The organism is Xanthomonas hortorum pv. pelargonii (assembly GCF_024499015.1).
GTDB lineage: Bacteria > Pseudomonadota > Gammaproteobacteria > Xanthomonadales > Xanthomonadaceae > Xanthomonas > Xanthomonas hortorum_B.
Genome location: NZ_CP098604.1, coordinates 5,043,920 through 5,065,973, shown reverse-complemented (window position 1 = coordinate 5,065,973; position 22,054 = coordinate 5,043,920). Strand labels below are relative to the sequence as shown.

Below are 22,054 nucleotides of genomic sequence, written 5' to 3'. Positions count from 1 at the left end.
TTGCAATTCCCCATTCTCGATTCACGATTCCCGGTGCCCCATGGACAAAGCCCTCTACGTTGCAATGACCGGCGCCCGCGCCTCCCTGCAGGCGCAGGGCACCGTGTCGCACAATCTCGCCAACGTCGATACGGTGGGGTTCAAGGCCGCGCTGGCCAACACCGAGGCGTTCAAGATCCAGGGCAAGGGCTATCCGTCGCGGATCGATGCGCTGCACGTGGATCAAGGCTTCGATCGCAGCCAGGGCCATCAACAGGTCACCGGCAACCCGCTGGATGTGTCGCTGCAACAGGACCGCTGGCTGTCGGTGCAGTCGCCCGACGGCAGCGAGGCCTACACCCGCAACGGCGAGTTGGCGCTTACCGCCAATGGCCAACTGGTCACCGCCAATGGGCATGCGGTGCTGGATGAGGGCGGCGCCCCGATGACGATTCCGCCGCACCAGGCGATGGAAATCGGCAGCGACGGCAGCATCTCGATCATTCCGCAGGGCGAAGGCCCGCAGACCATGGCCATCGTCGGCAAGATGAAAGTCGTCGATGCCCCCGCCGATCGTTTGACGCGGCGCCCGGACGGGCTGATGCGCAACACCAGCACCGACCCGGCACAGGCGTTCCAGATCGCCACCGGCAAGACCATCAACAGCGGCATGCTGGAAGGCAGCAACGTGGACGCCGCCGGCGCGCTGGTGGAAATGATCCAGCTGCAGCGTCAGTTCGAAATGCAGGTGAAGATCATCAAGAACGGCGACGACAACGCGCAATCGGCCAATTCGATGATGCGGCTGAACGGCTAAACGTGGCTCACTCTGTGGCTTTGCTGCAGAGCGCTTGCCCGCCCACCGTCGCGGGACACGTCGCAAGTACGTCCCTGCACTCTCTTTTGAACGGCTAAAAGTGGCTCACTCTGTGGCTTGGCTTCGGGGCCCTTGCCCGCCCACCATCGCGGGACACGCCGCAAGTACGTCCCTGCACTCTCTTTTGAACGGCTAAAAGTGGCTCACTCTGTGGCTTGGCTGCAGGGCCCTTGCCCGCCTACCGTCGCGGGACACGCCGCAAGTACGTCCGTGTAGGCTCTTACGCGGCATCCATGCCGCGTAAGGTCCCGCGACGGTAGGCGGGCAAGGACCAGTCGAGATGGTCGGTGTGCATGTCTTTCAACAAAGCACCGACTCACTCTCTGGTGCGGTGTCCTCACCGATTGCGGGACCGTGTGGCGGCATGGATGCCGCCACCGAGCCTCCACGGATGGATTCACGGCGTGTCCCGCGAGCGGTGAGGGCACCGCGCCCTCGACCGACCCAGCGTTTGATCTGGCTTCTGACTGCATCCAACAAGATGCAACCAACGAACCCCTACTGCGCTCCTCGTCAGCAAGCCCCGCCACGTTCTATTAGCCGCTCTGACCGGCAACCGATCTACCGCGCCTGATCTGCAGCGCAAGTTTCCACCGCTTCCGCCTAGCTGCTACCCACCTGCAGCCAGCCCTGCCCCGCGCAGGCCGCCGCGCCCCACTCCGGGTGATCCAGCGCACAGCCGGCAAAAATCCGGCGCGGGTTTGGCACGGCACGTGCATATACCCAGCCGTGCCCGGAACACATCCCCGGGTCTAACGAGGAATCGGGTCATGAATCAGGCTTTGTGGGTCGCCAAAACCGGACTGGATGCGCAGCAGACGCGCATGTCGGTCATTTCCAACAACCTGGCCAATACCAATACCACCGGCTTCAAGCGCGATCGTGCTGCGTTCGAAGACCTGTTGTATCAACAGGTGCGTGCGCCGGGCGGTTCCACCTCCGCGCAGACGCAGTTGCCGACCGGCCTGCAACTGGGTACCGGTGTGCGCGTGGTCTCCACCTTTAAGGGCTTCGACCAGGGCAGCCAGCAGCAGACCGGCCGCGCGCTCGATGTGATGGTCAACGGTCGCGGCTTCTTCGAAGTGCAGATGCCGGACGGTACCTCCGCCTACACCCGCGACGGCACCTTTCAGATCAATGCGCAGGGCGAAGTGGTCACCAACAGCGGCTACCCGCTGCAGCCCGGCATCCAGGTGCCCGAAGGCGCGCAGTCGCTGACCATCGGCAACGACGGCACCATCAGCGTGACCCTGGCCGGCCAGGCCGCCGCACAGGAAATCGGCGCGTTGACGCTGACCGACTTCATCAACCCCTCGGGCCTGCAGTCCAAGGGCGAGAACCTGTTCGTCGAAACCACCGCCTCCGGCCCCGCGCAGAACGGCACCCCCGGCCTCAATGGCCTGGGCACCACCGTGCAGGGCGCCCTGGAAGGCAGCAACGTCAATACGGTGGAAGAGCTGGTGAGCATGATCGAGACCCAGCGCGCCTACGAAATGAATGCCAAGGCGATCTCCACCACCGACTCGATGCTCGGTTACTTGAACAACAACGTCTGATCGGCTCGCCGGTCGCTGCCCTCTCAGGAATCCACGCCATGTCACGCCTGCCTTCTCTCTCTTCGCTGTCTTTTGCCCTCGCCTGCAGCGCGCTGCTGGGTGGCTGCGTGGCAGCCGGCGACGTGCGGCCGTTCGCCGAACTGGCACCGATCGTGCCGGTGGTCGCGCCGGTGGCGCAGCCCACCGCCGGTGCCATCTATGCCGCCGGCCCGGGCCTGAACTTGTACGGCGACCGCCGTGCCCGCGATGTCGGCGATCTGCTGACAGTGAACCTGGTGGAAAGCACTACCGCCTCGTCCACCGCCAACACCAGCGTCAGCAAGGCCGACACCGTGGACATGAGCACGCCGACGCTGCTGGGTGTGCCGCTCACCGTCAATGGCACCGACGTGTTGCGCAACTCCACCAGCGGCGACCGCAGCTTTGCCGGCAAGGGCAACACCGCGCAGAGCAACCGCATGCAGGGCAGCGTGACCGTCACCGTGATGCAGCGCCTGCCCAACGGCAATCTGGTGATCCAGGGGCAGAAGAATCTGCGCCTGACCCAGGGCGACGAGCTGGTGCAGGTGCAAGGCATCGTGCGCGCCGCCGACATCGCCCCGGACAACACCGTGCCCTCCAGCAAGGTGGCCGACGCACGCATCGCCTACGGCGGCCGCGGCGCGATCGCGCAGTCCAACGCGATGGGCTGGCTGAGCCGCTTCTTCAATTCCCGTTTGTCGCCCTACTGAGCCTGCGACCATGAATCTGTCTTCCCTGCCCTTCCGTCTGCTCGCTGCCGCTGTCGCGGTCTGCGCGATTGCCGCGCCGGCCTCGGCCGAGCGCATCAAGGATCTTGCACAGGTCGGCGGCGTGCGCGGCAACGCGCTGGTCGGTTACGGCCTGGTGGTTGGCCTGGACGGCAGCGGCGACCGCACCAGCCAGGCGCCCTTCACCGTGCAGAGTTTGAAGAACCTGCTCGGCGAGCTGGGCGTCAATGTTCCGGCGAACGTCAATCCGCAGCTGAAAAACGTCGCGGCGGTGGCCATCCACGCCGAATTGCCGCCGTTTGCCAAGCCCGGCCAGCCGATCGACATCACCGTCTCCTCGATCGCCAACGCGGTGTCGCTACGTGGCGGCTCGCTGCTGATGGCACCGCTGAAAGGCGCCGATGGCCAGGTCTACGCGATGGCCCAGGGCAACCTGGTGGTCGGTGGCTTCGGCGCGCAGGGCAAGGATGGCTCGCGGGTGTCGGTCAACATTCCCAGCGTCGGTCGCATTCCCAACGGCGCCACTGTTGAGCGCGCATTGCCGGACGTGTTTGCCGGCACCGGCGAGATCACGCTCAACCTGCATCAGAACGACTTCACCACCGTCTCGCGCATGGTCGCGGCGATCGACAACAGCTTCGGCGCCGGCACCGCGCGTGCGGTCGATGGCGTCACCGTGTCGGTGCGCTCGCCCACCGATCCGGGCGCCCGTATCGGCCTGCTGGCGCGGCTGGAAAACGTCGAACTCTCTCCGGGCGACGCGCCGGCCAAGGTGGTGGTCAACGCACGCACCGGCACGGTGGTGATCGGCCAGCTGGTGCGGGTGATGCCGGCGGCGATTGCGCATGGCTCGCTCACCGTGACCATCAGCGAAAACACCAATGTCAGCCAGCCGGGCGCCTTCAGTGGCGGCCGTACGGCAGTGACGCCGCAATCGACCATCACGGCCACCTCCGAAGGCAGCCGCATGTTCAAGTTCGAAGGCGGCACCACGCTCGATCAGATCGTGCGCGCAGTCAACGAAGTGGGCGCGGCTCCCGGCGACCTGGTCGCCATTCTCGAAGCTCTGAAGCAGGCTGGCGCGCTGACGGCGGAGCTAGAGGTCATCTGACATGCGTATCGCAGCCTCGCCCATTGATCTCAACCCGAGCACCAAGGCCGATCCGGCAAAGATCGACAAGGTCTCACGTCAGCTCGAAGGACAGTTCGCGCAGATGCTGGTCAAGAGCATGCGCGATGCGAGCTCCGGCGACCCGATGTTTCCGGGTGAAAACCAGATGTTCCGCGAAATGTACGACCAGCAGATGGCCAAGGCGCTGACCGAAGGCAAGGGGTTGGGTCTGTCGGCGATGATCTCCAAGCAGTTGAGTGGCGACACTGGCGGCCCGGCGTTGAACACCTCGCTGAGCACCGCCGATGCGGCCAAAGCCTACGCCCTGGTGGCCGGCAAGCGCGATGCCTCGTTGCCGCTGCCGGCACGCGACGGCGCGGCAACCAGCGTCGGTGCGAGCCTGGGCGCAGCGGTCGGCACCGCTGCAGGCATCGGCGCAGGCGGCCTGACCGGTATCGGCATGAGCCAGGTGCTGGATCTGATCGCCGGGCGTACCGGCGGTGGCGAGTCCGGCGGCGACGATGCGGCCGCACTGAGCTGGCCGTCGGCCAACGATCGCTGGAGCGATGTGGCTGTCAGCGATGCCGCCGATGCCAGTGCCGCGGTCAATGCGAGCGCGGCCAGCAGCGCCGCCGCCAGCCTGGGCGAGCGCACCCCGGAAGGCTTCGTCGCCAAGATCTGGACGCATGCGCAGAAAGCCGCGCGCGAACTGGGCGTGGATCCGCGTGCGCTGGTCGCACAGGCCGCGCTGGAAACCGGCTGGGGCCGTCGCGGTATCGGCAATGGCGGCGATTCCAACAACCTGTTCGGCATCAAGGCCACCGGCTGGAGCGGCGACAAGGTCACCACCGGCACCCACGAATACGTCAATGGCGTCAAAACCACCGAAACCGCCGATTTCCGTGCCTACGGCTCGGCCGAAGAGAGCTTTGCCGACTACGTGCGGTTGCTGAAGAACAACAGTCGTTACCAGCCCGCACTGCAGGCCGGCACCGATATCAAGGGTTTTGCACGCGGCTTGCAACAGGCTGGGTACGCCACCGATCCGGGCTATGCAGCCAAGATCGCGGCGATCGCCAACGGTCCGACCATCGACCGCGCGGTGGCCGCCATCGGCAACGCGGCGGCCGACCTGTCCAACCGCTATGCCAGCACCGCCGAGCCCGCCGGGCTTGGCACCATTCGTCGCTGAGGTAAACGCTCATGTCCATCATGTCCACCGGGACCAGCGCGCTGATCGCCTTCCAACGGGCGTTGTCGACCGTTAGCCATAACGTCGCCAACATCAATACCGAAGGTTACAGCCGCCAACGTGTGGAATTTGCAACGCGCACGCCCACCGACATGGGCTACGCGTTCGTGGGCAATGGCGCCAAGATTACCGACGTGGGCCGGGTGGCCGACCAGCTGGCCATCTCGCGCCTGCTCGACAGCGGCGGCGAGCTCTCGCGCCTGCAGCAGCTGTCCTCGCTGACCAATCGCGTGGACAGCCTGTACTCCAACACCGCCACCAATGTCGCCGGGCTGTGGTCGAACTTCTTCGACTCCACCAGCGCGGTGTCGTCCAACGCCTCCTCCACCGCCGAGCGGCAGAGCATGCTCGACAGCGGCAACTCGCTGGCCACGCGCTTCAAGCAGCTCAATGGGCAGATGGACAGCCTGAGCAACGAGGTCAACAGCGGGCTGACTTCGTCGGTGGACGAGGTCAATCGCCTGACCCAACAGATCGCCAAGATCAACGGCACCATCGGCAACAGCGTGGACAACGCCTCGCCGGATCTGCTCGATCAACGCGATGCGCTGGTGTCCAAGCTGGTCGGCTTCACCGGCGGCACCGCGGTGATCCAGGACGGCGGCTTCATGAATGTTTTCACCGCCGGCGGCCAGGCGCTGGTGGTGGGGACCACGGCGGCCAAACTGACCACCGTGGCCGACCCGTATCAGCCGACCAAGCTGCAGGTGGCGTTGCAGACCCAGGGCCAGAACGTCAGCCTCAGCGCCAACTCGCTGGGCGGCCAGATGGGCGGCCTGCTGGAGTTCCGCAGCAGCGTGCTCGAACCGACCCAGGCCGAACTGGGACGCCTGGCCGTGGGCATGGCCAGCACCTTCAATGCCGGTCACGCCCAGGGCATGGACCTGTACGGCGCGATGGGCGGCAACTTCTTCAACATCGGCTCGCCCACCACCGCCGCCAATCCCAAGAACACCGGCACTGCGGCGCTGAGCGCCAGTTTCAGCAACATGAGCGCGGTGGACGGGCAGAACGTCACGCTCAGCTTCGACGGTGCGGCGTGGAAGGCCACGCGCGCCGATACCGGCGCCGCCGTGCCGATCACCGGCACCGGCACCCCGGCCAATCCGCTGGTGCTCAACGGCGTCAGCCTGGTGGTCGGCGGCACGCCGGCCAACGGCGACAAGTTCCTGCTGCAGCCCACCGCAGGGTTGGCCGGCAGCATCTCGGTGGCCATCACCGACCCCTCGCGCATTGCCGCGGCAACGCCGGTCAAGGCCACGGCCACGCTCGCCAACCTGGGCACTGGCAAGATCAGCGACGTCAAGGTCACCAATGCGCAGAACCCTGCGCTGCTGACGCCGTCGTCGGTCGAGTTCATCGACGCCAACCAGTACACCATCGATGGCAACGGCCCGTTTCCCTACACCGCCGGCCAGACCATCAGCGCCAATGGCTGGAGTTTTGCGCTGGATGGCGCGCCCAAGGCCGGCGACACCTTCGGCGTCGGCCCGATGGGCGCCGGCTCCAGCGACAACGGCAACGCCAAACTGCTGGCCAAGGTGGAAGACGCCAAGGCGCTCAACGGCGGCACGGTCACGCTCAATGGCGCGCTGTCCGGCCTGACCACCTCGGTGGGCTCGGCCGCACGTGCGGCCAGTTACTCGGCCGATGCGCAGAAGGTCATCAACGACCAGGCGCAGGCCAGCCGCGATTCGATTTCCGGCGTCAACCTCGACGAGGAAGCCGCCGACATGCTGAAACTGCAGCAGGCCTATCAGGCCGCCGCACAGATGATCTCCACCGCCGACACCATCTTCCAAGCCATCCTGGGCGCCGTACGCTGATGACCGACCGTATCTCCACCAGCATGATGTACAGCCAGTCGGTGTCGTCGATGACGGCCAAGCAGTCGCGGCTGAACCAACTCGAGGCCCAGCTCGCCAGTGGGCAGCGCCTGGTCACCGCCAAGGACGACCCGGTCGCCGCCGGCACCGCGGTCGGCCTGGATCGCGCCCTGGCGGCGATCACACGGTTTGGCGAAAATGCCAACAACGTAAAAAATCGGCTGGGTTTGCAGGAAAACGTGCTGGCGCAGGCCGGCGACGCCATGGCCCGCGTCAACGAACTGACGATCCAGGCCAACAGCTCCGCGCTGGGGCCCGACGATCGCAAGGCGATTGCCTCGGAACTGACCGCGCTGCGCGACGGCATGGTGAGCCTGGCAAACAGTACCGACGGCACCGGGCGCTACCTGTTCGGCGGCACCGCCGATGGCAGCGCGCCGTTCATCAAGAGCAATGGCGGCGTCGTCTACAACGGCGACCAGACCCAGAGGCAGGTGGAAGTGGCGCCGGACACCTTTGTCAGCGACACCCTGCCCGGCAGCGAGATCTTCATGCGCATCCGCACCGGCGACGGTACCGTGGACGCGCATTCCAACAGTGCCAATACGGGCACCGGGCTGCTGCTGGATTTCAGCCGCGATGCCAGTACCGGCAGCTGGAATGGCGGCAGCTACAGCGTGCAGTTCACCGCCGCCAACACCTATGAGGTGCGCGACAGCACCAACGCAGTGGTCAGCACCGGCACCTACAAGGATGGCGAAGACATCACCGCCGCCGGCGTGCGCATGCGCATCAGCGGCGCACCGGCGGTGGGCGACAGTTTCCAGATCGGTGCCTCCACCACCAAGGACGTGTTCTCCACCATCGACGACCTGGTCGGCGCACTCAACTCCGACACTCTGACCCAGCCGCAGAAGGCAGCGATGATCAATACGCTGCAGACCTCCATGCGCGACATCAGCCAGGCCTCGTCGAAGATGATCGATGCACGCGCCTCGGGCGGCGCGCAGTTGTCGGCGATCGATAACGCCAACTCGCTGCTCGAATCCAACGAAGTCACGCTCAAGACCACCCTGTCGTCGATCCGCGATCTGGATTACGCCTCGGCGATTGGGCAGTACCAACTCGAGAAGGCCTCGTTGCAGGCCGCTCAAACGATTTTTCAGCAGATGCAGTCGTCGTCGTTGTTCAACCTGCTCCGCTGATTTTGCAGTAGAAACTTGGTTTTTCTTCGCTCCTGCGTGTGAGCATCTGCGCAGGCTGACGGAGTTTATTTGTAGATAGTTATACCAGCGCTAAAGATCTGCGGGGTGCTGCCGAATAAACCAAACCCCTTGCTACACAACGTTTCCGTATTTCGTCCCGATGCAGAAAAACAGTAAAAAAATACTGGATTTCGCTAAAGGTTCCCGACGCAACGCCGTTATTCATCTCAGCAGCGGCAACGGCCAACTTGATGGCCCCCCTGCGGAGGCTCCGGGCAAGTCCCCCTTGCCGGAAAAATCGCTTAGGAGAAATCAAAATGGCACAGGTAATCAACACCAACGTAATGTCGCTGAACGCTCAGCGTAACCTCAACACCAACAGTTCGAGCATGGCGCTGAGCATTCAGCAGCTGTCCTCGGGCAAGCGCATCACCAGCGCCTCGGTCGATGCGGCCGGTCTGGCGATTTCAGAGCGCTTCACCACGCAGATCCGCGGCCTGGACGTTGCCTCGCGCAACGCCAACGACGGTATCTCACTGGCCCAGACCGCCGAAGGCGCGATGGTCGAAATCGGCAACAACCTGCAGCGTATCCGTGAGCTGTCGGTGCAGTCGGCCAACGCCACCAACTCGGCCACCGACCGTGAAGCACTGAACTCCGAAGTCAAGCAGCTCACCTCGGAAATCGATCGCGTCGCCAACCAGACCAGCTTCAACGGCACCAAGCTGTTGAACGGCGACTTCTCCGGCGCGCTCTTCCAGGTCGGCGCCGACGCTGGCCAGACCATCGGCATCAACAGCATCGTCGACGCCAATGTCGATTCGTTGGGCAAGGCCAACTTCGCAGCATCGGTGTCCGGCGCTGGCGTCACCGGCACGGCCACCGCGTCGGGTTCGCTCAGCGGTATCACTCTGGCCTTCAAGGATGCCTCCGGCGCTGCAAAAAGCGTTGCCGTCGCCGATATCAAGATCGCTTCCGGCGATACTGCGGCAGACATCAACAAGAAAGTTGCCTCGGCGATCAACGATAAGCTGGATCAGACCGGCATGTATGCCTCGATCGACACCAGCGGCAACGTGAAGCTCGAGTCGCTGAAGGCTGGCCAGGACTTCACCTCGCTGTCCGGCGGCACCTCCGGCGCCGCGGGCATCACCGCCGGTGCAGGCATCCAGACCGCCTCGGCCGCTTCCGGCTCCGCTGCGTCCACCCTGAGCAGCCTCGATATCTCCACCTTCTCGGGCGCCCAGAAGGCCTTGGAAATCGTCGACAAGGCATTGACATCGGTCAACTCCTCGCGCGCCGACATGGGTGCGGTGCAGAACCGCTTCACCTCCACCATCGCCAATCTGGCCGCCACTTCGGAGAACCTGACGGCCTCGCGCAGCCGGATCGCCGATACCGACTACGCAAAGACCACCGCCGAGCTGACCCGTACGCAGATCTTGCAGCAGGCGGGTACCGCGATGCTGGCCCAGGCCAAGTCGGTTCCGCAGAACGTGCTGAGCCTGCTGCAGTAATCGCAAGCGCTTTGCAGAAAGTCAAAAGCCCCTCTTCGGAGGGGCTTTTTTGTGGCTGCGGACCTGGCGCGGCCTCGCCACGGGTTTTTGACGCGGTTTTCTTGACGCATTCCGGGCATGGAAGTTGCTATAGCCGTCGTTGTGAGCGAGAACGGTCGCTGCCGCTAAAGTCCTCCCGGATACGGCCGATACCAGACTCGTAACCCCATGCGTCCGCTGTCGCTGGACGCCTAGACGAGGAACGCACCATGGCATCGTTGGTCAGCACCTCCAGTTCCGGACTGGACATTCCTACCGTGGTCTCCACGCTTGTGGCCCAGCGCAAGGATCCGGAGCAGGCGCGCATCAACAAGGCCGGCACTGCCGCGACGACCCAGTTGTCGGCGATCAGCCAGATCAAGAGCAGCATGACCACGCTCAAATCTGCGCTGGACAAGGTCGTCAGCAGCGCCGACACCAACGCCTACAAGGCGACCGTGCCGACCGATGCCGGTTTCACCGCCACCACTACCAGTTCGGCCGCACCCGGCAACTACTCGGTGGAAGTGGTCTCGCTGGCCAGTGCGCAGAAGCTGGCGTCCGGTGCATTCACTGCCGATGCTACGGTGGGCAGCGGCACGCTGACGATCGGGTATGGCGACAAAAGCATCACCGTGGACATCAGCGGTACCGACAAGCTCACCGACATCGCCGCAGCCATCAACAAGGCAGCTGGTGGCAAGGGCGTCACCGCCAGCGTGGTGACCGCCAACGATGGCCAACATCTGGTGTTCAACGCAGCAGACACCGGCGTGAAGGGCGCGCTGACCGTCAGCGCCAGCGACCCGAGCCTGAGCCGCCTGGCATATGGCGGCGGCACGACTGGCGGCTTGACCCAGACTGCGGCGGCTGCCGATGCGCTGGTGCGCGTGGATGGCTTCGAGCGCAGCTCCAGTTCCAACACTATCACCGACATCGTACCGGGCGTGGTGCTCAACCTCACCAAGGCCGCCGAAGGCACCAAGGTCACGCTGGGCGTTGCAGCCGACACCAGCGGCCTCAAGGGCAATCTCACCGCCTTCGCCGCTGCCTACAACACCGCCAACACGCTGTTGAAGAACAGCAGCAGTTATAACGCCACCACCAAGACGGCCTCGGCGTTGACCGGCGACTCGCTGGTGCGCAGCTTGCAACAGCAGCTGCGCAGTCAGGTCAGCGGCAACGTCAATGAACTCAAGGCGCTGGGCCTGACCATAGATAAGGATGGCGTGATGAGCTTCGATGGCGGCAAGTTCGATACCGCCATCGCCGCCGACGGCGGTGCCGCCACCGACGCGTTGGGCAAGGACAGCAAGTTCGGCTCCGGGATGACCAAATTGCTTGAAAGCAATGTCAACGTCACCACTGGCACCCTGACCTTGCGCTCGGACAGCTTGAACAAGCAGATCAAAGGCTACGAGGCCGATCTGGACGACCTCGATGCACGTATGGTGAAGTTCAGCGACCGCCTGACCGCGCAGTTCACCGCGATGGAAACCATGGTCAGCAAGCTACAGGCAAGCACCGGCTCGCTCAGCAGCCTGCTGACAAGCTGAGTTTCGTGATGCCGATCCTCAAGTCCTGCGAGGGTCTTGCCGATACAAGAAGGGTCTATCGTGATTTCGGCCTTGCCTTCTGGCAGGAGCGTCGTCGCAGGAGCACAGCGCTCCGGGACCAGCGAAGGTCAGCCCATTGAGGAGTCATCCATGTACGGTTCCAATCGCCAATATGCAGAGCAGTACCGCAAGGTCGGCGTGTCCACCAGCGTGACGGAAGCCGACCCGCACAAGCTGGTGTCGTTGCTGTTTGCGGGCGCCTGCCAGCGCATTCGTCTGGCTCAGGCCTGCCTGGCGCAGGGCGACCAGGCGCGCAAGGGCAAGGCCATCGGCGAAGCATGCGCCATTGTCGGTCACTTGAACGGTTCGCTCGATCACGAAGCCGGCGGCGAGATCGCAGGTAACCTGTCGGCACTGTACGACTACGTCATGCAGCGGCTGACCGCAGCCAATCTGCATAATGACGAAACTGCGTTGACCGAAGCGCTGGAGTTGCTCAGCGAAATCGACTCGGCGTGGAATTCCATCCCCTTGAATCAACGCGGCATTGCTGCGGTCTCGTGAGTTCAACCATGCATAGCGTGCAAAGTCTTCAAGCCGAAATCTCCGACATCCGCCTGGCCATGGCGCATGAGGAGTTCGAGGTCATGCCGCAGATGCTGGACAACCACGACCTGCATTTGCACGAATATGCGCAACATGTGGATCTGAACCAGGATCGCGACGCATTGCAAATCTTGCTGACGATGCACAACGACCTGATGCGTTTGATGCGCGAGCGCCAACGCAAGTTGGCGGAAATGATCCGCGCACAGCGCACCTCATCGACGGCCAGCCGCGCCTATGCCCGGGTCGGACGGATCTGATGAGTACGCTCGGCACACTCGCGCCATCCGCCGATGCCGCGCTGTTCGCCGACACGCTCAGCTGCGAATTGCGTCTGCCGGCCGGCTTCCGCGCCGGTAGCGATGCCGGCTCGCACAGCGCCACAGAAACCCTGCTGCGCAGCCTGGGCCAGGTGGAAGACCTGCGCAGCGAAGAAACCAGCGAAGACCGCGGCGACCTGCCGCTGCTGGTGCAGCGCATGGATGCCAAACTCGACCTGATGCTGGCCTTGATCGGCCGCCTGGTGCGGCAAGCCGACACCGGCCTGATCCAGGGCACGGTGCGCTGGTCGGTCCGAGGGATCCGCCTGAGTTGCGCAAGCAGCCAGCCGCCAGGCACGGTTGGCAGCGTTTGCCTGCAGCCATCCGACTGGCTTCCTGAACTGGTACAGCTGCCTGCCGAGGTGTTGGCGAGCGCCCACGATGGCCACGATCACTGGCTGTGGCTGCGGTTTGCGCCGCTCTCGCCCGGCCTGCAGGACGCACTGGAACGCCATCTGTTCCGTCTGCATCGCCGTCAGATCGCCGACGCCCGCCGCCAGCGCTGACGCCGCCTGTTGGCGCGAGGCGCCGGGTCGGCTAAGGTGCCCTTTACTGAAAAAAGGTCTCTTCTGCGCCGTGCGAGTCATCATCGTCGACGATCACACCCTTGTACGTGCCGGCCTGGCCAGGCTGCTGCAAACCTTCGCCGGCATCGATGTCGTTGGCGAGGCCAGCAATGCGCAACAAGCCCTGGATATGACATCCCTGCACCGACCCGATCTGGTGTTGATGGATCTGTCCCTGCCCGGCCGTAGCGGCCTGGATGCCATGACCGATGTGTTGCGCGCTGCGCCGCGTACGCATGTGGTGATGATGTCGATGCACGACGACCCGGTGCATGTGCGCGACGCGCTGGATCGCGGCGCGGTCGGTTTCGTGGTCAAAGACGCCGCGCCGCTCGAACTGGAACTGGCGCTGCGTGCTGCAGCCGCCGGCCAGGTGTTTTTGAGCCCGCAGATTTCTTCCAAGATGATCGCGCCGATGCTGGGCCGCGAAAAACCGGTCGGCATCGCCGCGCTGTCCCCGCGCCAACGCGAGATCCTGCGCGAGATCGGCCGCGGCCAGAGCAACAAGGAAATCGCCGCCGACCTGGGCATCAGCGTCAAGACGGTGGAGACGCATCGCGCACGCATGATGGAATCGCTCGGCTGCCGGCGTGCCAACGACCTGGTGCTGCTGGCCGCCAAACACCACAACGAGCTGGTCTGAGGCGGTCGCTCGGTCCGATCGTCTGGCAGGCTGTTGAAGGCCAAAACAGTGACGGGATTCCGGCGGGCATGCTTGAGTCCGCCTGTGGTGTCAGGAATTTCCCGACACCCTGTCAGGAATATCATGAGTCACCTCACACCACTCCCTGATTAGAAACCCGTCGCGTTGTCCTGCAAGATGCGTTCCATCGCCGCTACATGCGGCGCCTTACGGAAGCGCTTCGATGAAGACGACCATTTCCGCCCAGCTTGGCCAGCAACTGCACCTGACCCCGCAGTTGCTGCAGTCGATCCGTCTGTTGCAATTGGACGGCATGCAGTTGGAATTGGAAATCCGTCGCGCGCTGGAAACCAATCCGCTGCTGGAGCTGGAAGAACTGGCCGACAGCAGCGACGACGTCGCGACCAGCGATGATGGCGCCTCCGATATCGCCGCTTTCGACGAGCTGCCTGAGAGCACGATGTGGGACGTGCAGAGCAGCAGTTGGAACGATGGCGACGACGACCGCATGCAGCGCGTGGCCGCTGGCGAATCCACCGACCCGCATGTGCGCATCCTGCGCGAACTGGCGCTGGACCTGGACGAGGCCGCGTTGGCGGCTGCCGCGTTCTGGTTGGAGCAGACCGACGACGCCGGCTATCTGAGCGAAGCGTTGGCGACCCTGCAGCAGCTCGGCGCCACTCGCTTGGGTATGACCGTGCAGGCAGTGGAAGCGATCCGTCAGCGCCTGCTGCATGGCGACCCGGCCGGCTTGGCCGCCTGCGATCTGCGCGAGTGTCTGCAAGCCCAGCTGAGCGCCCTGCCCGGCCGCGTGCCGGCACGCCATCTGGCTGCGCGCATCTTGTCCGGCGATCTGGAAGTGCTGGCCAGCCACGATTACGCATTGCTGGCACGCGCGCACAACGCCGAGCTCGACGACGCCCGCGAAGCGGTGCGCCTGATCCTCTCGCTGCAACCGCGCCCGGGCGACGACCTGCTGCAGGAAAGCAACGCCAGCGTGATTCCGGATGTGCTCGCCTGGCATGCCGATGGCAGCTGGCGGGTTGCATTGAATCCGGCCACTACCCATCGCGTGAGCATCAACCCGGTGCACGAGCGCGCACTGGCCGAGGCCGGCGACGCCGCACAACCGCTGCGCGATATGCTGCAGGAAGCGCGCTGGCTGACCCGTGGGTTGTCGATGCGCTACGAAACCTTGCTGCGTGCCACGCGTGCCATCGTCGAGCGTCAGGCTGCCTTCCTGGTGCGTGGCGAAGAAGCCATGGCACCGCTGACGCTGAAGGAAATTGCCGATGAGATCGGCATGCACGAATCGACGATTTCGCGCATTACCACCGGTAAATACATCCAGACCCCGCGCGGCACCTTCGAGCTCAAGCATTTCTTTGCCGTGCGTCTGGAAGGCGCCAGCGTCTCCGGCCAGGCAGTCAAGGCGATGGTGCGCAGACTGATCGAAAGCGAACCGGCCGGCCGGCCGCTGGCCGACGAAGCCATCGCCGGGCTGTTGTCGCGTCAGGGCGTTAACATTGCCCGTCGCACTGTGGCCAAGTACCGCGAACAACTCGACATCGCCCCGGCACGCGAGCGCCGCCGCATCAACAAACCGCTGCTTGCCCGGGCAGGATAAGGATTACTATGAGCAAACTCACCGTGCTGCTGGTCGACGACCACGAGGGCTTCATCAACGCTGCGATGCGTCATTTTCGCAAAGTGGAGTGGCTCAATATCGTGGGCAGTGCCGCCAATGGGCTGGAAGCGATCGAGCGCTCTGAGTCGCTGCGCCCCAATGTCGTGTTGATGGACCTGGCCATGCCGGAGATGGGCGGGTTGCAGGCGACCCGTCTGATCAAGACGCAGGACGATCCGCCGTATATTGTCATCGCGAGCCACTTTGACGATGCAGAGCATCGTGAACATGCCCTTCGCGCGGGTGCTGACAATTTTGTTAGCAAGCTGTCCTATATCCAGGAAGTCATGCCAATCCTGGAGGGCCTGACGGAAGGAGCCAGGAATGAGTGAGTCCCGCATTCTGTTGATCGACAGCGATGCCGTGCGCGCCGAGCGCACGGTGTCGCTGCTCGAGTTTATGGACTTCAATCCACGCTGGGTCACCGACGGCGCTGACATCAATCCTGGCCGTCATCGCCACGATGAGTGGATGGCGGTGATGGTGGGCTCGGCGCAGGATGCTGCACAGGCCGACAAGTTCTTCGACTGGCTGGCCGATGCCAAGCTGCCGCCACCGGTGCTGCTGATGGAAGGCAGCCCGAGCGCGTTCGCGCAGACGCACGGGCTGCACGAAGCCAACGTCTGGACGCTGGACACGCCGCTGCGCCACGCGCAACTGGAAGCCTTGTTGCGCCGTGCCAGCCTCAAGCGGCTGGATGCCGAGCATCAAGCCGGCGTGCAGCAGGACACCGGCCCGACCGGCAATAGCGAGGCGGTGACCCGTCTGCGCCGCTTGATCGACCAGGTGGCGGCGTTCGACACCACCGTGCTGGTGCTGGGCGAATCGGGCACCGGCAAAGAGGTCGTCGCACGCGCCATCCACCAGCACTCGCCACGGCGCGATGGGCCGTTTGTGGCGATCAACTGCGGCGCGATTCCGCCGGACCTGTTGGAAAGCGAACTGTTCGGTCACGAAAAAGGTGCCTTCACCGGTGCCCTGAGCACCCGCAAGGGCCGCTTCGAAATGGCCGAGGGCGGCACCCTGCTGCTCGATGAAATCGGCGACATGAGCCTGCCGATGCAGGTGAAGCTGCTGCGCGTGCTGCAGGAGCGCAGCTTCGAGCGCGTGGGCGGTGGCCAGACCATCCGCTGCAACGTGCGGGTGATCGCCGCGACCCATCGCAATCTGGAAACGCGCATCAGCGATGGCCAGTTCCGCGAGGATCTGTTCTATCGCCTCAACGTGTTTCCGATCGAAATGCCTGCGTTGCGCGAACGCGTGGACGACCTGGCCATTCTGGTGCAGACCATCGCCGGGCAGCTGGCGCGCACCGGGCGCGGCGAAGTGCGCTTTGCCGACGAAGCCTTGCAGGCGCTGCGCAGCTACGACTGGCCGGGTAACGTACGCGAGCTGACCAATCTGGTGGAGCGCCTTGCGGTGCTGCACCCGGGCGGTCTGGTGCGCGTGCAGGATCTGCCGGCACGCTATCGCGGCGATTTTGCCGCGGCCACGGCGCTCGAACTTCCGCCCGAGCCGGCGTTGGTTGCCGCACCGGCAGAGGTCAGCACCTTGCCGAGCAATGTGGTGACGCTGCAGCCCAAATCGGCCACCTCCGAACCGGCCACCGCGTCCAGCCTGCCCGACGATGGTATCGACCTGCGTGGTCATATGGCCAACATCGAGCTGGCGCTGATCAACGAAGCGCTGGAACGTACCCAGGGCGTGGTGGCGCACGCCGCGCAGCTGCTCGGCCTGCGCCGCACCACGCTGGTGGAAAAGCTGCGCAAGTACGGCATCGATCGCGAGCAAACCGAGCTGGCGAACTAGGACCAGCGCGCCGGCCACGTCTGCTGGCACAGCGCTTGCTTCAGCAGGATCACTCCGTTCGCAGTCATCGGCTGCGAGCGGAATCGACATCGACGTGCCGACTCCACTTGCCGAGTGTTTGATGACCATACCCGTCACCAGTCCGCTGCTGCCGCCGCTGGAAGAATTTCTGCCCTATCTGGAGCAGATCTGGACCAGCCGCATCCTCAGCAACGGTGGCGAGATGCATGGGGCACTCGAGCGCGCACTGTGCGATTACCTGGGCGTGTCGCATCTGGCATTGCTGACCAACGGCACCACTGCGCTGATCACCGCGTTGCAGGCGCTGCGCATCACCGGTGAAGTGATCACCACGCCCTACTCGTTCGTGGCCACCGCACATTCGCTGCTGTGGAAAAGCATCACCCCGGTGTTTGTGGACATCGACCCGGTGACGCTCAACATGGATCCGTCCAAGATCGAAGCGGCCATCACGCCGCAGACCACCGCGATCATGCCGGTGCATTGTTACGGCACGACCTGCGACACCGCCGCCATCACGCGCATCGCCGATATCTACAACCTCAAGGTGATCTACGACGCGGCGCATGCCTTCGGCGTGCGCGATGGCGGCGGCTCGATCCTGCGCCATGGCGACCTGAGCGTGTTGAGCTTTCATGCCACCAAGGTGTTCAACACCTTCGAAGGCGGCGCGATTATCTGCCCGGATGAAAAAACCTATCAACGTATCGGGCATCTGAAGAACTTCGGCTTCGTCGACGAAACAACGGTAGTGGCGCCGGGCATCAACGGCAAGATGAATGAGATCAGCGCGGCGTTCGGCTTGTTGCAACTCAAGCACATCGATCACGCCATCGCCCAGCGCAGCGCCATCGATGCGCAGTATCGGCAGCGATTGAACGATATTCGCGGCATCCGCTGCGTTGCGCGGCCCGATCACGCCACGGCCAACTACGCGTATTTTCCGATTCTGGTGCAGGACGATTACCCGCTGGCGCGCGATGCGCTATACCAATTGATGCGCGAGCACGGCATCCTGGTACGGCGTTACTTCTATCCGTTGATCAGCGATTTCCCAATGTATCGCGCCCTGCCCTCGTCCGCACCGGCATGGCTGCCGGTGGCGCGTTCGGTGGCGGCGCAAGTGTTGTGCCTGCCGATCTTTCCTGGCTTGACCCGCGACCAGGTCGATACCATTGCCGATCTGATCGCCGGCCAACAGGCAACATGATCGCAACACGCTGCACCTGCATTTCAGACTCCCATTTCTTCAACAGGCAACCAGGCGAGATCGCATGACCCAGGCAACGTTTATCGAGAACTTCATCTCCGCCACCGACTTCCAGGAACCGGTGGAGGTCACGCTGGACACCGTGCTGCTGGAATTGCCGGAATGGGATTCGCTGGCCGCGCTGGGCGTGATCGTGATGTTCGATATGGAATACGGCAAGACCATCACCGGCGAGGACCTGACCACGGCCATCACTGTCGGCGATCTCTACAAACTGACCGAGGCGTAAGCACCATGCCGACCTCCACGCTGCACAATGTTCGCTTTGCCGGCATGGCGACATGCGTGCCGAAGCGGGTCGTGTCCAACCTCACCGATTGCCGGCCGCAGATTCGTTCCGAGCGCGAGCGCCTGGTGCGCAACATCGGGATCGAGACGCGCCGCATGGCCTCGGAGTGGCAGTGCTTCTCCGACCTGGCCTTCGATGCGACGCAGGTGCTGCTGGAAAAACTGCAATGGAAGCGCGAGGAGATCGACGCACTGATCGTGGTGACTCAATCACCAGATTATCCGATCCCGGCCACCGCGATCATCCTGCAGGACCGGCTGGGGCTCTCGCACGCCACGGTCGCCTTCGACGTCAACCTGGGCTGCTCGGCCTACCCGTTCGGCATCAACCTGCTCGGCTCGATGATCGCCGCCGCCGGCGTCAAGAAAGGCCTGCTGCTGGTCGGCGACCGCAGCGCCACGCTGGAAGACCCGATCTTCTCCGATTCCGGCACCGCCACCGCGCTGGAATTCAGCGCCGACGCCCCACCGATGCATTTCGACCTCAACAGCGATGGCAGCGGTTATAAGGCGATCATCCTGCCGGTGGGCGGCCACCGCGAACCGGTCGGCATCCAGCACTTGGTGCCGTATCGCGACGAGGCGGATGGTGCCTGGAAGCGTGGCGTGGACCTGATCCTGGACGGCGTGGCAGTGCTGAGCTTCTCCACCCAGCGCATCCCGCCAGCAGTGCAGAAATTGCTCGACTACACCGGCGTGGCCAAAGAGGACATCGACTACTTCGTGTTCCACCAGGCCAACCGCATGATCAACGAAACCATCCGCAAGAAGCTCGGTCTGCCGGTGGAAAAAGTTCCCTCCACGCTGCGCGATTTCGGCAACACCAGCGGCGCTTCACTGCCAGTGACCATGACCGCGCGCATCAACAAGGAACTGGAATCCGGCCGCAAGCGCGTGCTGCTATGCGGCTTCGGCATCGGGCTGTCGTGGGGCACCTGCCTGGTGGACATCGATGGCGCGGTGTTTCCTGATTTGATCGAGTCATGATGGCCACACCTGCAGCAACCACCGATGCGTTCGGGCTGCAAAACAAGACAGTTATGGTGACCGGCGCGTCGTCGGGCATTGGCGCTGCGGTCGCTACGTTGTGCGCGCGTCTGGGCGCGAGTGTGGTGCTCACCGGGCGCGATATTGCGCGACTGGATACGGTAGCCGGCGCGTTGCAGGGCAGCGGGCATGCGGTAGTGGCCGGCGATCTGACCGAAGAAGACACCCGTACACGCCTGCTCAACGCTGCAGAGCGGTATCACGGGCTGGTTTCCTGCGCAGGCATCGCGGCGTTGGTGCCGTTCCGCATGGCCGCAGAAAAGCATCTGCAACAGATGCTGTCGGTGAACTATCTGGCACCGATCGCGCTGACGCAGCAGTTGCTGGTCAAGCGCCGCCTGAGCGAAGGCGCATCGCTGGTCTATATCTCGGCATTGTCCGCACGCGCGGCACCTCAGGCCGCCGCCGGCTACGCAGCATCCAAGGCAGCGCTGGAGGCTGCGGTCCGCACGCTGGCGCTCGAACAGGCCAAACACGGCGTCCGCGCCAACTGCATCGCGCCAGGCTACGTGGACACGCCCATGCTGAAGAAATTGGGCACCGCAGCAGACCTGGAAGACAAGATCGGGCTGACGCCGCTGGGGCGCATCGACCCGGATGACATCGCCAAAGGCGCGGTGTATCTGTTGTCGGCGGCCAGCCGCTGGATTACCCGCAGCACCTTGACCATCGATGGCGGGATTTCCCTGCCCATCCGCCTATGAGTATCGACACCACCATGGCAGCAGACGATCCCATTTCCGTGCTGCTGCGCGACATGTATGGCCTGCGCGGCAAGTCCGTACTGGTGACCGGCGCATCCAAAGGCATCGGCGAAGCGGTCGCACGCGCATGCGCCGCCGCAGGAGCACGCCTGATCGTCACCGGGCGCGATGCGGAGCGTCTGCAAACCACGCTGGCATCGCTGCACGGCGATGGCCATCGCCTGTTTGCTGGCGACCTGAGCGATGCGGCTGTCGTGCAACAACTCGCTGCCGATTGCGGGCCCGTCGACGGTGTGGTGCACAGCGCCGGCATTCGCGGGCTGTCGCCCATGAAACTGGTCAGCGAAAAATTCCTGCGCGAGGTCATGGACATCAACTATCTGGCGCCGGTGATGCTGACTCGCCACCTGTTGGCGCGGCAATCGCTGAAGCCTGGAGGTTCGGTGATCTTCCTTTCATCCATCGCCGCACTCACCGGCACGGTGGGTGTGGGCCCGTACGCAGGCTCCAAGGCTGCACTGGTCGGCACGCTACGGCCGTTAGCGCTGGAGCTGGCGCGCCGCAAGATCCGCGCGAACGCGCTGTGCCCCGGCTTGGTCGAGACCTCGTTGATCAATGAGGACAAGGCCTGGTTCGAAGAAAGCCGCAAGCGCTATCCGCTGGGCATCGGACAGCCCGACGACGTGGCGCTGGCCTGTCTGTATTTTCTTTCCGATGCCAGCAGCAAGGTGACCGGACAGGCCTTCAGCATGGATGGAGGCGTGGAATTCGCATGACCGCCGATACACCTGCCCCGCCCTACCACCTGCTGATCGTCAACGCCGGTGGCTTTGGGCGGGATATCGCATCGCTGGCGTATCACGAAGATCCAGCCTACGGGGTGGAGTGGGACATCAAGGGATTTCTGGATAACCGCACGCATCTGCATGGCACATCGCGTTGGCCGATCGTAGGAGACCCCTCCACCTATCACCCCGTCGAAGGCGATATCTTCATCTGCGCGATCGGAGACCCTGCAGCGCGACGGCGCTACTCCCGTGCGCTGATCGACAAGGGTGCGGACTTCATCGTGTTTCATCCGCCGCCGTCGCGCGAGGCCGCTGCCGGCTACATCGGGCGCGGAAGCGTGTTCGATTCGCGCGTTTCCATTGGGTCGGGTAGCCGGATCGGCGAGTTCGTTACCGTACTCTCCACGTCCATCATCGCGCACGAAGTCAGCATCGGCGATTACGTGCAGATCGGCAGTTTCGTTTTCATCGGCGGCGGCGCGGTGGTTGGCAACGAAGTGACGATTCACCCGCACGCCACCATCCTGCCCGGCATCCGCATCGGCGACGGCGCAGTGGTCGGCGCCGGTGCGGTTGTGGTGAAGGACGTGCCGGCGGGCGCCAGCGTGTTCGGCAACCCGGCCCGGGTCATCTACTACAAGGATTCGTGAGGAAGCCGC

22 protein-coding genes are annotated in these 22,054 nt (G+C 64.1%); all 22 read left to right on the top strand.

All coding sequences use genetic code 11. The annotated features are described in order from the left end of the window. Nucleotides 1-40: 40 nt before the first annotated feature. Nucleotides 41-796 carry a flagellar basal-body rod protein FlgF gene (gene flgF / locus NDY25_RS21595; RefSeq protein WP_006450210.1) on the top strand — a complete coding sequence of 252 codons (756 nt, stop codon included), beginning with the start codon at nt 41-43 and terminating at the stop codon, nt 794-796. 830 nt (nt 797-1,626) lie between these two features. Next, entirely contained in the window at nt 1,627-2,412 is a 786-nt protein-coding gene (flgG, locus tag NDY25_RS21590) for a flagellar basal-body rod protein FlgG (protein ID WP_006452262.1), read from the top strand. Between the two features lie 38 nt (nt 2,413-2,450). Further along, nucleotides 2,451-3,143 (top strand): flagellar basal body L-ring protein FlgH, encoded by a 693-nt coding sequence (gene flgH, locus NDY25_RS21585; RefSeq protein WP_168959528.1) that lies wholly within the window; start codon nt 2,451-2,453, stop codon nt 3,141-3,143. Between the two features lie 10 nt (nt 3,144-3,153). Beyond that, complete coding sequence (locus tag NDY25_RS21580; RefSeq protein WP_006452264.1) at nt 3,154-4,272, top strand: flagellar basal body P-ring protein FlgI; 1,119 nt, start codon at nt 3,154-3,156, stop codon at nt 4,270-4,272. A gap of 1 nt (nt 4,273) precedes the next feature. Then, nucleotides 4,274-5,464, top strand: coding sequence for a flagellar assembly peptidoglycan hydrolase FlgJ (flgJ, locus tag NDY25_RS21575; protein ID WP_023903954.1), 1,191 nt, complete (start codon nt 4,274-4,276; stop codon nt 5,462-5,464). A gap of 11 nt (nt 5,465-5,475) precedes the next feature. Further along, complete coding sequence (gene flgK / locus NDY25_RS21570) at nt 5,476-7,350, top strand: flagellar hook-associated protein FlgK (protein ID WP_168959529.1); 1,875 nt, start codon at nt 5,476-5,478, stop codon at nt 7,348-7,350. Beyond that, nucleotides 7,350-8,555, top strand: a complete 1,206-nt coding sequence (gene flgL / locus NDY25_RS21565) for a flagellar hook-associated protein FlgL (protein WP_256627676.1) — start codon at nt 7,350-7,352, stop codon at nt 8,553-8,555. The genes flgK and flgL overlap by 1 nt, the downstream gene beginning before the upstream one ends. A gap of 317 nt (nt 8,556-8,872) precedes the next feature. Then, the gene (locus tag NDY25_RS21560; RefSeq protein ID WP_168959531.1) at nt 8,873-10,072 is read left to right on the top strand and encodes a flagellin; all 1,200 of its coding nucleotides are present in this window, start codon (nt 8,873-8,875) and stop codon (nt 10,070-10,072) included. Between the two features lie 248 nt (nt 10,073-10,320). Then, complete coding sequence (gene fliD / locus NDY25_RS21555) at nt 10,321-11,646, top strand: flagellar filament capping protein FliD (RefSeq protein WP_168959532.1); 1,326 nt, start codon at nt 10,321-10,323, stop codon at nt 11,644-11,646. A 150-nt stretch (nt 11,647-11,796) separates the two neighbouring features. Continuing rightward, the gene (gene fliS / locus NDY25_RS21550) at nt 11,797-12,210 is read left to right on the top strand and encodes a flagellar export chaperone FliS (RefSeq protein ID WP_043910397.1); all 414 of its coding nucleotides are present in this window, start codon (nt 11,797-11,799) and stop codon (nt 12,208-12,210) included. Between the two features lie 8 nt (nt 12,211-12,218). Then, nucleotides 12,219-12,512, top strand: a complete 294-nt coding sequence (locus tag NDY25_RS21545; protein ID WP_168959545.1) for a hypothetical protein — start codon at nt 12,219-12,221, stop codon at nt 12,510-12,512. Continuing rightward, nucleotides 12,512-13,078 carry a PilZ domain-containing protein gene (locus tag NDY25_RS21540; protein WP_168959533.1) on the top strand — a complete coding sequence of 189 codons (567 nt, stop codon included), beginning with the start codon at nt 12,512-12,514 and terminating at the stop codon, nt 13,076-13,078. Before NDY25_RS21545 ends, NDY25_RS21540 begins: the two co-directional genes overlap by 1 nt. Nucleotides 13,079-13,148: 70 nt before the next feature. Continuing rightward, nucleotides 13,149-13,781: a response regulator transcription factor gene (locus NDY25_RS21535; protein WP_168959534.1), complete on the top strand. Its 633-nt coding sequence runs from the start codon at nt 13,149-13,151 to the stop codon at nt 13,779-13,781. 223 nt (nt 13,782-14,004) lie between these two features. Next, nucleotides 14,005-15,408, top strand: coding sequence for an RNA polymerase factor sigma-54 (gene rpoN / locus NDY25_RS21530; RefSeq protein WP_168959535.1), 1,404 nt, complete (start codon nt 14,005-14,007; stop codon nt 15,406-15,408). A gap of 8 nt (nt 15,409-15,416) precedes the next feature. Next, on the top strand, nt 15,417-15,800 hold the full coding sequence (locus tag NDY25_RS21525; protein ID WP_005997154.1) for a response regulator: 384 nt from the start codon (nt 15,417-15,419) through the stop codon (nt 15,798-15,800). Next, the gene (locus NDY25_RS21520) at nt 15,793-17,277 is read left to right on the top strand and encodes a sigma-54 dependent transcriptional regulator (protein ID WP_115038929.1); all 1,485 of its coding nucleotides are present in this window, start codon (nt 15,793-15,795) and stop codon (nt 17,275-17,277) included. The genes NDY25_RS21525 and NDY25_RS21520 overlap by 8 nt, the downstream gene beginning before the upstream one ends. Nucleotides 17,278-17,398: 121 nt before the next feature. Next, on the top strand, nt 17,399-18,508 hold the full coding sequence (locus NDY25_RS21515) for a DegT/DnrJ/EryC1/StrS family aminotransferase (RefSeq protein ID WP_168959536.1): 1,110 nt from the start codon (nt 17,399-17,401) through the stop codon (nt 18,506-18,508). Between the two features lie 64 nt (nt 18,509-18,572). Further along, nucleotides 18,573-18,797 (top strand): acyl carrier protein, encoded by a 225-nt coding sequence (locus NDY25_RS21510; protein ID WP_115038927.1) that lies wholly within the window; start codon nt 18,573-18,575, stop codon nt 18,795-18,797. A 5-nt stretch (nt 18,798-18,802) separates the two neighbouring features. Beyond that, nucleotides 18,803-19,843, top strand: a complete 1,041-nt coding sequence (locus NDY25_RS21505; RefSeq protein ID WP_168959537.1) for a ketoacyl-ACP synthase III — start codon at nt 18,803-18,805, stop codon at nt 19,841-19,843. Next, entirely contained in the window at nt 19,843-20,607 is a 765-nt protein-coding gene (locus NDY25_RS21500) for an SDR family NAD(P)-dependent oxidoreductase (RefSeq protein WP_251756656.1), read from the top strand. The genes NDY25_RS21505 and NDY25_RS21500 overlap by 1 nt, the downstream gene beginning before the upstream one ends. After that, nucleotides 20,604-21,383: an SDR family NAD(P)-dependent oxidoreductase gene (locus NDY25_RS21495; protein WP_168959539.1), complete on the top strand. Its 780-nt coding sequence runs from the start codon at nt 20,604-20,606 to the stop codon at nt 21,381-21,383. The genes NDY25_RS21500 and NDY25_RS21495 overlap by 4 nt, the downstream gene beginning before the upstream one ends. Beyond that, nucleotides 21,380-22,045, top strand: a complete 666-nt coding sequence (locus NDY25_RS21490; RefSeq protein WP_168959540.1) for a NeuD/PglB/VioB family sugar acetyltransferase — start codon at nt 21,380-21,382, stop codon at nt 22,043-22,045. Before NDY25_RS21495 ends, NDY25_RS21490 begins: the two co-directional genes overlap by 4 nt. Nucleotides 22,046-22,054: the final 9 nt, after the last annotated feature.